The organism is Thermomonas sp. LB-4 (assembly GCF_036409385.1).
Taxonomy (GTDB): domain Bacteria; phylum Pseudomonadota; class Gammaproteobacteria; order Xanthomonadales; family Xanthomonadaceae; genus Thermomonas.
The window spans coordinates 1-15,741 of sequence record NZ_JAXOFT010000020.1; the positions used below are offsets into that span (position 1 = coordinate 1).

Genomic DNA, 15,741 nt, shown 5'->3' on the forward strand with positions numbered 1-15,741 from the left:
GGAACATGCCAGAAAGTTCTACTTATGGGGTGTCTGCCGATCGGGGAAGCTTACGCAAGCACCCACCCACCGTTCAGCGATCTCCTTGTCAATGAAGTATTCGGGCCTTGGACAAGGTAGAGCCCGATGTATGCCTCCCTCCTATCTACCGCCCCTGCCGGGCCATCTGGTCCGGCAGGGGTCCAAGTCACTGTGATGACGCATGCCACTCACTGGCAGATGCACGAAGGCCTCGCATCCGCGAGGCCTCGGCGCCCGGCATTCCACATATCGAACATGGCGCCAAGCATAAGCAGTATGCACCTGTTGCCACCAAGGTGAAGAGGGGACTTTTGCTTATTTATCCAATACTTAAAAAATACTAGCCTTTGGAAAAGGTAGGCAAAAGGTAGGCAACCTCGGCGACGCCCTCAGTCAAACTCTGCCGTCTTGACCCCGAGCACCTTGGCGTTTTCTTTCGCTGCACGGACCGTCGTCTCACCGAAGCCTCGCGCATCGGACGCCTCAATATCCACGCGCAGCTTGACCGCGGTGCCCGGGTTGGCAGTGAACAGCTCCACCAGTTCCGATACCAGCTTCGAGAACCGCAGCGAAGCCGTGACAGGATCCAGCTCCACCGAGGCGTAGAAGCGCGTCAGGACTGCGGGAGGTGCCCCACCGCCCTCATGGGCAGATGCGGCCGTGGCGGGCGGGCTCGCCGAAGCAGACTGCCCTGCGTTGGCGGAACGCTCCCCTGCCGCCGCCTCGGTGGAGACTGCCTGCTGGCTCGCTGCTGCCTGTGCCAACCGGACCTCGTATGCAGCGGCAGCGCCCGGCTCGATCAGCAGCAGCCCATCCATGTAGACGGCAGCCGCTTGTCCGAACGAGAAGCCACGGTAGGTGTCGCCTTCCCGCGCACTGGCCAGGCCGAAAAAGTCGCGGCTGGTCGCACCCGCCCCTATCGTGGACTGCAGCACCGTGGATTTGGCCAGACGTGGCAGGTAGAGATAGCTGCAGCAGTGGCTCCACACGTCCATGGCGGAGACCTCGGCGACGTCCTCCTTCCAATACCAGCGCTTCAGTACGTGATACAGATGGATCGGCGCCCATTCCTGAATCACCAGCTCATTGCCGCGCAAGGCGCCATCCAGCTCCTTGCCCAGACCCGGCGAAGCGGGATTCAGCGGATAGGCCTCCCATTCGATATCACCCAATCCGCCATCCCGCTTCGGCGACTGGCTCGGCGCCACCAGCCACTTGTATGCGTCACGGACCAGCCGGTAGACCGTCTCGGCCGTCTGTTCACGGTTCTGCACGGCCTGGCGCTGCTGCAGCGCATCGAGGTTCAGGCGCAGGTCTTTGATATCCGCCTCGATGCTGCGCCAGGCCAGCAAGGCGCGCACGGTTTCCCGGAGGTGCATCACATGGTCGGCATCCGCAGCGAGGAACAGCAACCGATTAGGCCGCTGACGGGGCTGATCACCACGGAACTTCAAAATGCCGGCGGCGAGATCACGGGCCGGGTTGTGTCCCGAGCGGGCCCATGCCGCATTGGGCGGCAGAACGACCAGCCGCATCGCCCAATCGTCCGGCACGTCGCTATGCGGCGTGAAGTAGTGGACACCTTCAAACGAGTTCGGGCCCATGACGCGCTGCAGGGCCTCACGAATCCCTTCCGTGACTTGCGCGTCATCGAAGCGCCGCTTGCGCTCCTCCATTTCGCGCCGCAGGTTGGGACGCACATCCAGCCACCAACGGTCCTGCCCTTTATTGAGGAAGGTCAACCGGGTTTCCAACCGGCCTAGCGCATCGCGGAACAGATGCGGCGCCTGCCCCGGCTGCAGGCAGCCCAGGACGACGCGCTCCGTCTCCAGACCTTTGGCCACGCTGTTGCTGCTGGTGGGGGCACTCCCGAGGAAGATGCAGCGGGTGACGCGGCGGGCCGCCTGGACAGCGCCGAAGCGGGGTTCGCGCCCGTCCAATTCCGCAGGCTCGGAGCGATCGCCATCCACGTCATGCTCCAGCACGGGATCCCAACCCGGCGGCAGGTAGTTGGTCAGCTCGGTCCGCACCGAGGCGTCATACAGCGGCAAGCTGCCCGGCATCAGCAACGCGTCCTGGTTGCCGTCCTGCCATAGGCGATGGATCACCTTGGCCATCAGCTTCAGCACCCCACGGGTACGCTGGAAGTTGGGCAGCGTGGACCAGTCGGTGTAGAGGCGCTCGAACACCTCGGGGTGAATCGGATAGGCGGCCTGCATACGGCGCAGATAGTTGCCTTCCTGGGTCTCGCCCGGCAGATCGGCGGCATGGGTGACGTAGTGGTCGGCAAATGCACGGCAAGTGGCATCAGCCGCCGAACGATCCTTGATCTGCGCAAACAGGCGCCGGCGCACGATCTCGAATGCCTCTTCGGTAGCGACCGGCTTCCAGATCGCCTGCACACGGGCGAAATAGTGCTCCAGGGCTTCCAGCGCCTTGGCACCCTGCTGGTCGACGGTTTCCCGATGCGATTCGGGCAGCGAGCCCAGCAGCACCGCGTTCGGGACCATCTTCATGGCCTCGGTCAGCGACTGGATGAAGGACAGGTTCGAGCCGAACGTTCCTCCGCTCAACGCCTTGCCGTCCTCGAACTGGCGGATGTAGGCCACCATTTCGTCCAGCAGAATCACGCAGGGGGCGGCCGCGCCAATCAGCGCCGCCAGGACTTCCTTGCCGGGCGAGGTGCCCGATGCATCGGACTCGGCAAGGCGGGCAAAGCCTTCCGCACCACCCAACTGCCAGGCCAGCTCTCCCCACAGGGTGCAGATCCGCTGCCCGTCCAAAACGCGGGGTTGATTGGGTGCCAGCTTGGTTCCGTCCAGCACCGCCACGCGCGCCCTCGGCAGGGTCAGCACGCCCGCCGCATCCAGGATTGCAGGAATCCCCTGCAGCTCACTCGCCGGCGCCATTCCTCGGGCCAGATGCAGCACCGCCAGCATCGTGTGGGTCTTGCCGCCACCAAAGGCAGTCTGCAACTGGATCACCGGATCGCCGCCCTGCCCGGCCAGCCGCCGCACCACTGAATCCAGCAGCAGCCGCATGCCCTCAGTGATGTAGGTGCGCTGGAAGAACAGCACCGGATCCTGATACTCGGACGTCGCCTTGCCCTCGTGGACCCGGCTGATATCCGCTGCGAACTCGGCCTGCTGGAACGTGCCCTTCAGCACGTCATCGTGGGGAATGGCGACTTCACGCCAAGGAGTCATAGCAGCCATTACGTAACGGTCCAAGCCAAGTTCCCCATCCTTCCACGCTCAACAATCAGCGGGTGTGGATCAATAGGTCGGACAAGCTTTTTCAATTTCATACACAGCGCAGCCGGATCGATCGCTCGAGGACGCAAGCGAGAGTGCTTCAACGGCTGCTCCAAGTGAAGCACTACTCTTATGTCGCGGGCTTTGCACGCTCGTCCCGCGATTCCTTTCTCAGCAGGCTCGGTTGCGCGAACGCTAGCGGGCACCAACATCGCCAGAGTGTCAAAGACCTTTGCAGCGACTTCCTCCGCTAGGCACGAAGCCTTAGTGCGAGCATGCAAGCTATAGTCTTTAGCCTCGATCAGCCAAGCAGTTTGATTGGAGTCCACCGCGAGCGCATCGGCGGCCTTCACTCCATTACGTATCCGAGTGAATTGGTTACGATAAAAGGCCCAATCATCAGGCTTACCAACAAACCAAGTTGGCGGGAAGGTGAAGATCAATCCCTCAATGTCTATCGCTGTCACGAATTCACTCCGTGCAAATAACGATCCGACTGCGCTAGCTCTTCGTCTAGAGCAGCGATCTCCCCCACCTCGTCCAGGCTGTCTCCTTGTGTCACCAACACGCCGTCCGCCGTGCTCTCCAGTGCGAAGAAGCGGGCTTTGATGACATCGGGCTCCGACTCTGCCAGCAGCATTTCCAACTCGCGAAGCAGAAACAAGCTATGGGTCGCAATGAAAACCTGAATACCCGCCGCGCTCAGAGCAACGATACTGCGAGCAATTTTCTTGACGAGTCTTGGATTGAGGTTCGCCTCAGGCTCATCCCAAAAAAGATACCCCTTGTCGAGGAGCGCACCAGTGGCGATTAGACGCGCGAGCATCGCAAGCTTGCGGATACCTTCCGCGACGAGCGGCATCTCAAGGCGACCACTCGCGTTCTTCAGGTAGAAGCGGCCATTCCTGTCGAGCTCGATCGATCCACCCATTGCCTCTTCCAGCGGTGCAAGCAACTCATTAATGCGCTTCTCTTTCGGGCCCCGAGCCAACGGCTTTCCTAGTAGCAAAGATGTATCGCGCCAAGTTTCCTCGAACTCCAGGTAATGACCGTCGTACACCGATACAAAATTTGGATAAATGGTTAGAAGCTCTCTCGTCGGCAAATACGCGGGCGCGACCTCCAGCCATTTTTTCGGCGCGCGCTCCAGTGTTACTTCCGATTTACTGTTGGTTGCAAAGCTGAAGTCAATGTCAAGCTCCTTATTACTGAAGCGCAACTCAATATCACAGCGCTCGCGACCCTGCTTGCGCCTAGCCAAACGCCCAAGCGCCTCGGGACGAAATACGTTGACGAGCTTTTCAGCTAACCGGCCCTGCAAAGCGGCCTTGGTCGGCGCGGAATTGATGGGCTTGCGCCCCTCCTCCCAACTGACTGCAAGCACGCAATACGCCATCTTCAACAGATGAGTTTTCCCGGCACCGTTTTCCCCCACAACGATGTTGAGGTGCTTCGCGAAGTGAAGGTTCGCCTCCGGAAACACGGTGAGGTTTTTAATTGCCATCCGCTTGAGCACGGTCTAGTCCTCAGAAATCCATAGCTGATTGTGCCCCAAGCGCGCCTACCTCGTGGCTGGCCGCTTCAATGGCATGCCAAGCGGTGACCAGCTCGTTGTAGCCGCGGGCGTCTTCGGCCCAGCCCTTGCGCTCGCACAGGGTGTATAGCCAGAAGGCCAGGCGGCGGATGTCGGGGCTGCGTTCGGGCATGCGGGCCAGCAGCGCGCCGGCAGCGGCTTCGCCACCGTCGCTCAGGGCGCGGATGAGCTGGTGCAGGGCCTCCCAGACCGGGGTGCGGTTGTCGTCCTTCGGGTCCCAGCCGGCCGGGTAGTCGACGGGTTTGAGCAGGCGCACCTTGCCGCCCTTGGCGTCCAGCACTCCGGCGCTCTGCGCGCCTTCCACGCTGGTGGCCTTGGCGCGGGCCAGGACGTTTGCCACGCCGTATTCGCCGGCGGACCAGCCCACGTCCTGGAACCAGCCCAGGCAGAAGTTGGTGTCGGCGTCGAAGGTTTCGCCGCCCAGGGTTTCGTCCACCTGCTTGTTGATCAGGGTCAGCGCGGTGTGCACGCTCATCGGCTCGCCGTTGGCTTCCAGTACGGCGCTGTAGCGGGAGAACACCGCCATGCCCGGGCCGATGGCGGCCTGCGCCAAGTCCACCGGGGCGATGGGCGAGGCGTTGCCCTCGCCGCCCAGCATGGCTTCCAGCGCCTCGGCCAGCTCGCCTTTGAGTTCGCGCAGGAACTCCTTGCGGGAAATGCTGGGTGCGTCGTCGGGGCGGCGGCGGCAGACCAGAATGATGCTGGACGCCAGCGCGTTGGTGCCGCTGCCGATCATCCGGTTGCCGAGCTCGGTGCGCATCGGCCAAGTGCCGGTCAGCGCGAAGCCGGCGCGAATCACCGCGGCGAGGAAGGTTTCCCAACCGGTCGAGGACGTGCCGTTGTCCTTGGTCTCGGATTGCTTGAAGGCGTAGTAGATCGTGACGGGAAAGGCGCCGTGCGCCAGCTCGGCGACATTGTGCATGGCTGCAGTCATGCCGTCGAGGAAGAAGCGCTCAGCACCTTCCTTATTGCCGTGGCGATAAGGCGTGGCGACCAACTCCTCTGCTTTGGGTACCGCGAGCGTTGCAAACAGTGCGGGATAGGTGCTTCGGAGAGAACGGCGAAGCCACACGTAAAAGAAATCCGACAGATCGGCATAGCCGATATTGTCGTAATAAGGGGGGTCAGTGGACACTAGCTTGCAACTACTAATGCCCTGAGAAGCTGCATCAGCCTGATTTGACATAGCACGACCGCTCGCCGGGAGCATGGCGATGGACTTGGCCACCCATTCGATGCTGGGAGTCCAAGTTCCAGAGGACATGCAGAACGGATTTCCTTCGCCGAAGTCCCAAGTCATTGGTATAGCTTGCCTAGCAAAGGTGTTTCGCAGTTGGAGCTTGGAGGGGCTTGAATCCCAAGTAGCAATGCTTGAATGTCGATCAACTACGCGATCAACTGAGAATGCCAAGTACGTGGCCACCGCCTCCGCATACGCCGTAGCCCCAGTGCCGCCGGCGTCGAGACCGCGGCCGTCGTCGGGCATGCCGGCTTGCAGGGCGTCGGCGCGGATGCGCTCGCGGGCTTCGCCGACGAGGTCGGAGAAGGTGGTCAGGGCGACGAGCTGGCGTGGGGTGAACAGGTCGCCAAAGGTGTTCAGTCCGTAGTTTGGCGTCTTGAAATCGCGCGTGTTGTCGGGCAATGGCGTATCCGGGCGCCATGCCGGCTGCGCAGATTCCGCCAGCGCCTGCATGTCGTCGTTGGGCGACAGGTAAACCCGTCCCCGCGCGCCTTCGGCCACTACCGCCATTAAGCGAGCGCCCATGCGTCCCGCTTTGCCCTCGGTGCGGATGTGGTCATACGAAACGGGCACGTCTGACATCAAGCAGCGGAACGCGTGCCGCTTACCGGCGGTGGTGCCGCCTTTCGCGCTGCTGGGAGGCTTGCCATGCCCAGACGCGGCAGTACGCACCTCAAAGCGGTACTGGCTGCCCTCCACCACCGGTGCCACCCACGCCTCCTTCCCCGCCTTGGTGGAGAGCAGGAAGGTGGAGGCCAGCGGCACGTCCACATTGGCGTAGGCCGGGTTGGGGCTGCGCACGGTGCGCGCCCACAGCCAAGCGATCACGGTGAGCGCCTGCCCCACCAGCGGCTGCAGGTCCGGCCGGTCTTTCGCCATGGCGGTGGTGATGGTCACCTTGGGGTACAGGTGGCCGATGCGCGCCTGCGCCCGTCCGCGCATCCAGTGGCCGTAGCGGCGCACGTCCTCCGCCAGGCCGCGGGCGCCAGACCAGTCCTCGCTCAGCTTGCCCTGCCGGTCGCCGGGCGGCAGCGGGCCCACCGGCGCGCGGCCGGCGAACTTGGGCGGGATCTCGATCATGGCCTTGTTGATCAGCACGGCCACGGGGTTCAGGTCACTGGCGTGGCTCTCCAGCCCCAGCCGCTGCGCCTCCAGCGGAATGGCGCCGCCGCCGGCGAACGGGTCGTGGAAGGCGGGCAGCTTGTCCGGGTTGAACAGGTCGGCGGCCTGCGGGTGCTTCCTGTTTAGCTCGCAGGTCTCGCGCCAGCTCTTGGCGATTTCCGCGCGCGCCCTGGCCAGCACGGCCTCGTTGTTGGTGTTCTCCCACTGCACCAGGTCGCGGATGATGTCGAACAGGCGCTCGCGCTCCGCAGCCGCCTGCTTCTTGTTGACGCCGCGGGTGAACCCCTCGCCGGTCTGGTAGCCGGGGTCGTTCACCAGTTGGGCAAACAACACCGCCCGCGCCGCCGCCAGCGGCCGCCGCGCCCACCACAGGTGCAGCGTGCTGGGATGGCCGTGCCGGATGGACTTCTCGCGCGCCGCAGCGACGTTGATGTCGTCCAGCGGGAGTGCGACTTCGATGAGCTTGCGGGGGGATTTGATGGGGGTCATTAGGAGTATCGATCTCTTTATTCGGGACGCACGGTCACTGCTGACCAACCGTAGTCATCGCTCTTGGGCTTGCGTCCGTAAACCGCGATGCCGGATGCCCGCTCAGCGTCGGCAGGCAAGGAATTGACCAGCGGCGGAGCAATGAAAATATCCTCCACGAAGGCGAACCCGTTCGGGTGGCGCTTCAAGGAACCGGAGAACTGCTGCATGTCGGGATGTGGCGTCCACGGCCCCGGCTCCACCGTGACCAGGTCGATGCGATCACGCTTCGGATTGAATGCCAAACGCAACTTCACGCTATCGCCTGGCTGGAGTGGACCCAAGCCCTCCAAGGCGGACTTGCCGACCTTGACGAAGCCATTGTCGCGATCGACAAACACATGTGGGACGCCATCCTTTCCGAATGACCCCAGGAAGATGCCGGAACGCGAGTCCAAACAATCCCATGCACTGCCGTCGGCGCGCGGAGCCACTTGGACGATCGTTTGCCTTCCTTCCAGAGTGCCGCGGACCAGTGAAACCGGATCCCCCGGCGCGAGGTGCCGGATCTTCATCCCGGGCCCCACCAGACTCCAGACTTTGCCGGCTTTGTCGCGAACCGCGAAGCGGGGCAACGGGCGAGGCTTCCACCCTGGAGGAGGATCGCTATGCTGGGGAAGAATAGTACCGAGATACGTGCCCGATACCATCTCGACACTTTCAAAGCACAGCACCAGCGCTTCCGCCGCGTGCTGCGCATAGAAATGCTTCGGCTCCAACGCCCCGGGCGCGTCCGGGTCATACCAAGGGCTGTCGATCAACGCCTGAAGCTCAGCGGGAATTTTCCATCCGCGACCCTCACGGATATTGATAGCGACTGCGGTTTCACTGCTTGCCTGGGAAAAATCGTGCAACTCCGCCAGCAATGCAGCTAAGTCGACGTGGACGTTGACGGTAAACCCATCCTCCGCCGGACACGACAGCGCGCGACAGAAGCACGCCCTTGCCAGCTCCGGTTGCTCACTCGCGTACAGGCGACCCGCCTCCGCCCATACCCAGAACTCGTTCCGCTTGGACTTGAGCACTGTCGCCAGACAAGACGCAGCAGCCGTATGGTCGCCTTGGAGACGCAGCATCATGGCCAAGTCCCAATCAAGCCATTCTGGCTCCGGGCCACCGTGCCGACGCGCTTGCTGCAACCAACTGACGGATTCCGCCACCTGATCGGGATCATTGGGTGCGTGTGCGCGGACCCATTTGGCCAACCCTCTGGCCACCATCGCGCCAATGGCGGGATAGGTTTTGCCGTTGTACTCGTTGGGCATCCAATCTTCCGGGCGCAACCCGTCATCACGCACCCAGCGAACGAACAATCCGTACTGAGGAAAATGGGGCGCAATGGAAGACAGTGCCTGGAGAATATTGGAGCAGGCCATCCCCGGGATCTGGACCTCCGGCAGGTTCGAGAACTCCCTGAGTGTGTCGTCGATCTTGCGCAGGTCACGCTCATCAGGCCGCCCACCAGCCTGCAATGCAGACTTGACCGAGGCCACAAGCAACTTCAGGCGACTGTGGCACACCCATTCAATCTGGGAGCGCGTTTTGAAATCCGTGGGATCCCGCTCCAGGATGGACTGCCCCAAGGCCCAGGCCTCATCAAGCTTTCCAGCCCTGCGGAGTCTTTGAATTTCTTCCCAGTTCATTGCAGCAGATCCCTGATGGACTGCACATCAGCAGCCGGGCTGTAGTGCATGACGGAGCAGGACGTGGCGCGACCAGCCTTGTCGAAATTCATTTGCAGCTCGACCAACTCCTCTACCTCTCGTGCGACGACCAAGCTCAACCGCCATGCAGTTTCTCTCGCGGAAACGACGCACCATTCCGCCTTGGCAAGCCGTCCCCTCAGGTCAGCCAACAAGGTTTTGGCCAAGTCCGTGAATTCGGTCTCCAGTACACACTCCTGCGCGATCTTCGACAGCAGTGTCCAGTGGCTGGCCTCCTCAGCCCGCATACTGGTCACGCTCTTTTTTCCGTCGTAGCTGATACTGAGCCGGACCTGTTCCCCGCGCCCTTCAAGGGTGAGTTTTTCCAGGTACGCGGAGGACCTCACGGCCACGACAGTCCAGCCCAATGGCTCAACCACGCGTGCGATCTGCAGCCAGATTGCGACCGACAAGGACAGCCGGGTCGAATCGGCAAGCCCGGGCGGCACGTCTCGCTGCTCCTCTGCCGGCGTCAGCGCTCGCTCATTGATGCTCCAGCCATAGCCAACCTTGATAGCGGCAGAAGGCTTCGCGGCGTCGCTCTTCCACACCATGGTGCTGAAGCCATGGATGGGTACGTAGTTGAACAGCACCACCCCTTTCTCGGCCACTGTCAAAGCCGTATAGAGCCACCGAAAGTATCCGGCACTCTGCGCGTGCGCCTGATGGTGCCCATCGATAAAGCACCATGGCTGCTTCATGCCCTGGGCATGGTGCACGGTGGCACCATATCCATACTGCATCAGCGAAATGCCCTCGATCCCGCCCAGCCCGTCTTCGGGCTGATCATCTTTGCTTTCTTGCTCGGCATCTCTGACCTGCCGCTCCCGATCACCCCGCTGGGATCGGTACCAGACGCTGGCAGCGATAAAGGTGTCGGCCGACCTGGGGCTCTCATCGCGCTCGAAGTAGTCGAGCAACAGGTTCTCAATGCGGCAGGTCGCAGAAGTCAGGCCAGGGGCTTCCAACGCAACCTCGGGAAGGAGACTGAACGCGACAGGCTCCTTCCTACCTTTCAGCAATTGGGATAAACGCTGCACTGGCTCCATGGCAGCCACGCTGACCCGGCGTCCTCGATACAGTGCCGAGGTGTTCTCCAGCATGCCCACGCCGCGGAAGGGATGAATCGTCTCCAACAGTTCGCCTTGCGCCACAACCTGCTCACTTTCAGCACCAAGGAGCTGATGGCGAACCCATGTCGTGAATCGCCGGACCTGCTCATTCTGGAAGAAGAGCACCCAGATACCATAGGGGTCATGTCGATAAGCATCCACGATTTCAGCGGCCGCCTGCTCACGAGACACAATACGGAAGTCCTTGTCTTCCGAAAGCTCCACTGAGCCAAACCGTCCGGAACGGAGGCCATCGACCAACCTGATCGCGTTCTGGAGGCGCGCCCCTCCATTACCGGGATCGTAAACCTGGTCGAGTTCGAATACGACATGCCGGATTTGACGTGACGCCTGGTAAAGCCCACTGAGGAGATCTTCCTCCGACGACATTCTGGGCAACTGATAGGGATCACCAAAGAAGGCGAATTTACGCCGGGTATTAACCAGATCGGCATAAGAGAAGAAATCATTAACAAGGTGACCTGTTCCGAAAACTTTCCCGTCGAGCGTTTCGAAATAGCCGTTGCCGATCAAGTGGGCCTCGTCGACGAGATAGACCATATCCGGCGGATCATTGTTCGCAAGCAGGGGAAAGTGCTTGCCATTTCGCTTTCCCTTTGAAGATAATTTTTCTTGCGGCGCATTCTCACCCCGGACCAGTGGCCCATTGCCACTTAGATCTCCTCTAGAAGCCTGATCATTGAAGTACAGTTGCCGATAGACACTGTTGCATTCGATGTGACCAACGTCACTTTCTCTTGCGCTGTCAGCGAGTCGGCTATTTGGGTACAGCACCCTGTAGGGAATCCCCTCGGCATCAAGGGAAGCAGCCAGACGTTGCAGCACCAGCGTCTTTCCGGTGTTGGTCATCCCTGTGACAGCGATCGATCCCACCTCTGGACTTTGGAGGGCGCTCAGCGCGTTATTCAGGCAGTCCTGCTGCCCCTCCGTCAGCTTGAGCAAGCCTGACTTGACGCCGCCCTGCTCGCCAAGTGGATGAATGCGCGCAGGAGCCCAGCGGTAAGGCTCCACGCCAAGTGCGCCGATGATCCGGTCCGCCTGGTCCTTACTCACCCGCAAACCAGGCGATGCCAGAAGGTCAAGACGCTCAGCGCAACGACCCAGATCGATGATGTGGAACCAGCTCCTCACCTTTGAGGGGAGGTCGACCTTGTCCTCGATATCCCCACCGAAGACCACCATCGCCGAGATATGACCGAGCTCCTGGGCAACCAGCAAGTCGTGCTGCTTCAACCAGTTGATGACGTGGTACTTGTTCGTGCGTAACTGGACAAAGGGATTCGCGTGGGAGCCGCCCTTCACTTCCACGCCAGAAGCGCGCCAGCGGCCATTCTCGGCACCCGTCAGGCTTCCCCGGTGGCTTTTGAAATCTGCAACGACCACCATGCCCGGAAGAAGAACGACGAGATCGATCTCCGCACCATTCCACATGGCATTAGCGATGACGTAGATCCAATCGCTACTCTCTCCCCAGCGCGGGGCAAGCTGACACAGAAATTCCTGGAAGATGAGATTTTCATGCGTGCGCGAAGCCTTCTCGCCAATAAATGCATGGATCGTCACTTCGCAGACACCCCGATTCGGGACAGCAGACTGGAGAGCTCGAACGTCACCGCAGTCACGCCCGGCTCGGGCTCTTGGGTGAAGGGTTGCGGCACGTAGTGCGGCCCCTCCACCGTGTCCCCGTCCACCAGGACGATGGCCAGCCAGAACTTTTCGCCCTGGTTGAGCGCGGTGCAGATTTCGTTGCGGGTGATGACGACCACGTCCGCGCCCTTGGCACGCCCCTTGACCTCGATATGGCGGGCATCGGGTAGTTGCCCCTCCCTCGGCGGCGGCTGCGCGGTGATATCCCAACCGCATTTCTGCGCGGACACGTCCTTCACGGCGTGACCCATAGCCTGCTCGGCGGCCATGACGGCCGCCATGGCGCGGCGCTCCACTTCGGCACGGGCGGCGGCATCAACGCTGTACGGTGCAGGTGTCTCGCCGCGCAACTGCGCCAACAGGCCCGCGGGAATCACCAGCGCACCGCCCACGATGACCGGCGTGGCCGAGACGATGTGACGCATGGTCTCCAGTTCCCGCTCGCGGCGCTGCAGGCGGGCGGCCAGCTCCTCGACCCGGCGCTGCAGGTTTTCCGGCTGGATTCGGGGCTGCTTGCCGGCTTTGACTTCCATCTCCAGTTCGATGACGCGGCCGGAGAGGTAGTTGATCTCGTTAGTGAGCCGCCGGCGCACGGCTTCGTGGGTCTTGTCGATCTGCCGGATATGGCGGGTGCTCACCTCTTGGAAATGCTGCGGCGCCAGGGTGGCGGCAGCGTGCTGCAGGGCGCGTTGCTCGATGCCGGAGGCCAGCCAATCTTGGTCCAGCAGGGCCGCGACCCGCGCCTGGTCCGCGGCGTCCAGAGGTACCAGGTCAAGATGTGGCGCCCAGCCGGCGAACGCGGTTTGCCCGTTGGCGCCGATGCGCACGAACTGCAGGCGCCGGGACAACGTGTGAGCGTCGGGCCCCGTGCCTTCTCGGACGCTATGGTCCACCAGCAGCAACAGCGACGGCGTCAGTCCGGGATCTGCGGGATCCAGCAGGACGGTGCCTTGTTTCAGCCGAGGGCGCTGGTCGGTGAGGACCACGTCGAGCAGTGCCGCCATCAGCGGGTGTGCCGGATGCACCAGGTCGGCGTCACGGCGGCCGTCGACATGGATTTCCGCCTTGTCGAAGCAGATGCGCTCGTACTTGGGCAGCAGCGGGCGACGGGTATCGCTGATCTGGCGGTCGCGCTCGCGCAGCAACGCCGGGACATGCGGGATCTCGTAGCGGGCGCCCTCGCGCCGGCGGGCATCGCCACCAATGCGCTGGAATGCCTCCAGGAAGAAGCCACGCAGGAAGTAAGGCTGCAGCTTGCGGGCCTGGGCCTTGTCCATTTCCTCCTTGATGGCGAACAGGTGTTCCATCGACATCGCGGTGTCCACCAAGGCATTGCGCTCGATGATGTTGCGCAGGTGCTGGGTGTCCAGTGCGCCGTCGATGACCTGGTTCAGGCGGGCCTTGGTCTCCGGCAACTCGCTGTAACGGATGGCCTGCATCAGCAGGTCCTTCAGGGACACACCTTCAAACGCCTCGCCGAGGATGTCGAAGACCTGGCCGCCCAGTGCGGCGCGCTCGATCTCCAGCTTCTCGAACAGCTTCTGGAAGACCTCGCCCTCGCGGGTTTCACTGGCCACCAGGTTCCAGAGATGGCAGACCTCACGCTGGCCGATGCGGTGGATGCGGCCGAAACGCTGTTCGATGCGATTCGGATTCCACGGCAGGTCGTAGTTCACCATCAGGTTGGCGACCTGCAGGTTCACGCCCTCGCCTGCTGCATCCGTGGCAATCAGGACCAGCACGTTCTTGTCCTGGCGGAACAGTTCCTGCACCTTGACCCGCTCGTCGCGGTTGGTGCCGCCGTGGATCGTCACCACGGCTTCCGGCTTGCCCAGGAAATCCGAGATGCGCGCCTTCAGGTAGTTCAGCGTGTCGCGGTGCTCGGTGAAGATGATGAGCTTGCGCGGGTTGCCGCCGGCATCGCGCATGTCCGGCTCGTCGTGCAGCATGCGCGAGAGCTGCGCCCACTTGCTGTCGCTGCGGGATTCCACCACGGCGCGCGCGCGCGCCTCCAGATCCTTCAGGCTGAGAATCTCCGCCTCCAGCTCCAACGCCGTGCGGGCACTGGAAGCCTGATCCACCACCTGATCGGAGTACGCCTCGTATTCCTCGGCGCTCATCTCCTCTTCGGCCTCGTCTAGGTTGGCAGGCACGTCCAGGACCTTGCGGACGTAGAGCTCCGCCTCCTCGCGCACCTTGCGACCCCGGTCCAGCAGGCGGGTTTCCTCCAGTCGGGCTTCCAGCCGCGTGCGGCGGCGCTTCAGCGACTGGTAGATGGCCTCCGGGCTGGAGGCCAGGCGCCGCTGCAACTGGGTCAGCGCGAAGCCGACGATGTTACGGGCCTTGCCGTCCAGCTTGTCGGCGCGGTTCATCTCCTCGCGCACATACGTGGTGACGGCTTCGTACAGGGCGGCCTCTGCCGGTGAAAGCCGATAGTTGGCGGTGTAGGCGCGGCGCTCCGGGAACAGCGGGGTGCCGTCGAAGCGCAGCAGCTTCTCCTTCACCATGCGCCGCATCATGTCGCCTACGTCCACCTTGTGGGCGCCTTCGCGGAATTTGCCGTAAAAGCGGTCGCCGTCCAGCAGCGACAGGAAGAGCTGGAAATCCTCTTCCTTACCGTTGTGCGGGGTGGCGGTCATCAACAGGAAGTGGCGGCACAGGCCGCCGAGCATCTCGCCCAGCTCGAAACGCTGGGTCTTCTTGATTTCACCGCTGAAGTAGCTGGCCGAGAGTTTGTGCGCCTCGTCCACGATGATCAGGTCCCAATGGGTCGCCGCCAGCTTTTCGCGGTAGTCCTCGCTGCGGGCCAACTGGTCCAGGCGCGCGATCAGGCGATCCTGCTCGGCAAAGTAGTTGCCGCTAGCGCAACTCTCCTGTCGCTCGCGGCTGAAGATCTCGAAATCCAGGCCGAACTTCTCGCGCAACTCGTCCTGCCACTGACCAGTCAGGGATCCGGGAGAAACGATGAGGATGCGCTGGGCATCCGCACGCATGACCAGCTCGCGGATCAGCAGGCCGGCCATGATGGTCTTGCCGGCGCCCGGATCGTCCGCCAGCACGAAGCGCAGCGGCTGGCGCGGCAGCATGGACTCGTAAACCGCCGAAATCTGATGCGGCAGCGGCTCCACGTTGGAGGTGTGCACCGCCATCATCGGATCAAACAGGTGCGCCAACTTGATGCGCAGAGCTTCGGCCGCCAGCTTGAAATCGGCGCCGTCAGCGTCGAAGGCCCAGGGGCGGCCGGCAATGGCGATGGCCAGGCGGTCCTCGTCCTGCCGGAACAGCATGCGTTCCGCCACCGCGCCGTCGGGGGCGCGGAACACGAGACTCACGGCATCCGGACCCACCGCGGTCACGGCGACCACCTCTACGGCGCCAGACTGCGCCACGCCGAGGACGTGCATCCCGGGCGCAAGTTCGTCAAGCTTCAAACCCCATCCCCCTATCGGCTATCCGTTGCCAAACCCGAGTCTACCCTCGAACACTCCTGGGAAGACCC

6 protein-coding genes are annotated in these 15,741 nt (G+C 62.5%); all 6 read right to left on the reverse strand.

Annotated features, from left to right (window positions below):
* Nucleotides 1–410 precede the first annotated feature (410 nt).
* The 6 genes from SPK54_RS11065 to SPK54_RS11090 all read right to left on the reverse strand — a co-directional run bounded on the left by SPK54_RS11065 (nucleotide 411) and on the right by SPK54_RS11090 (nucleotide 15,673).
* The gene (locus SPK54_RS11065) at nucleotides 411–3,188 is read right to left on the reverse strand and encodes a DUF499 domain-containing protein (protein WP_330947957.1); all 2,778 of its coding nucleotides are present in this window, start codon (nucleotides 3,186–3,188) and stop codon (nucleotides 411–413) included.
* Between the two features lie 550 nt (nucleotides 3,189–3,738).
* Nucleotides 3,739–4,791, reverse strand: a complete 1,053-nt coding sequence (locus SPK54_RS11070) for an AAA family ATPase (RefSeq protein WP_330947958.1) — start codon at nucleotides 4,789–4,791, stop codon at nucleotides 3,739–3,741.
* A 10-nt stretch (nucleotides 4,792–4,801) separates the two neighbouring features.
* On the reverse strand, nucleotides 4,802–7,720 hold the full coding sequence (locus SPK54_RS11075) for a DUF1156 domain-containing protein (protein WP_330947959.1): 2,919 nt from the start codon (nucleotides 7,718–7,720) through the stop codon (nucleotides 4,802–4,804).
* Nucleotides 7,721–7,737: 17 nt separating this feature from the next.
* On the reverse strand, nucleotides 7,738–9,402 hold the full coding sequence (locus tag SPK54_RS11080; protein ID WP_330947960.1) for a hypothetical protein: 1,665 nt from the start codon (nucleotides 9,400–9,402) through the stop codon (nucleotides 7,738–7,740).
* The gene (locus SPK54_RS11085; protein WP_330947961.1) at nucleotides 9,399–12,158 is read right to left on the reverse strand and encodes an NERD domain-containing protein; all 2,760 of its coding nucleotides are present in this window, start codon (nucleotides 12,156–12,158) and stop codon (nucleotides 9,399–9,401) included. Before SPK54_RS11085 ends, SPK54_RS11080 begins: the two co-directional genes overlap by 4 nt.
* A complete protein-coding gene (locus tag SPK54_RS11090) occupies nucleotides 12,155–15,673 on the reverse strand; it encodes a helicase-related protein (RefSeq protein WP_330947962.1) in 3,519 nt (1,172 codons plus the stop codon). The genes SPK54_RS11085 and SPK54_RS11090 overlap by 4 nt, the downstream gene beginning before the upstream one ends.
* Nucleotides 15,674–15,741: the final 68 nt, after the last annotated feature.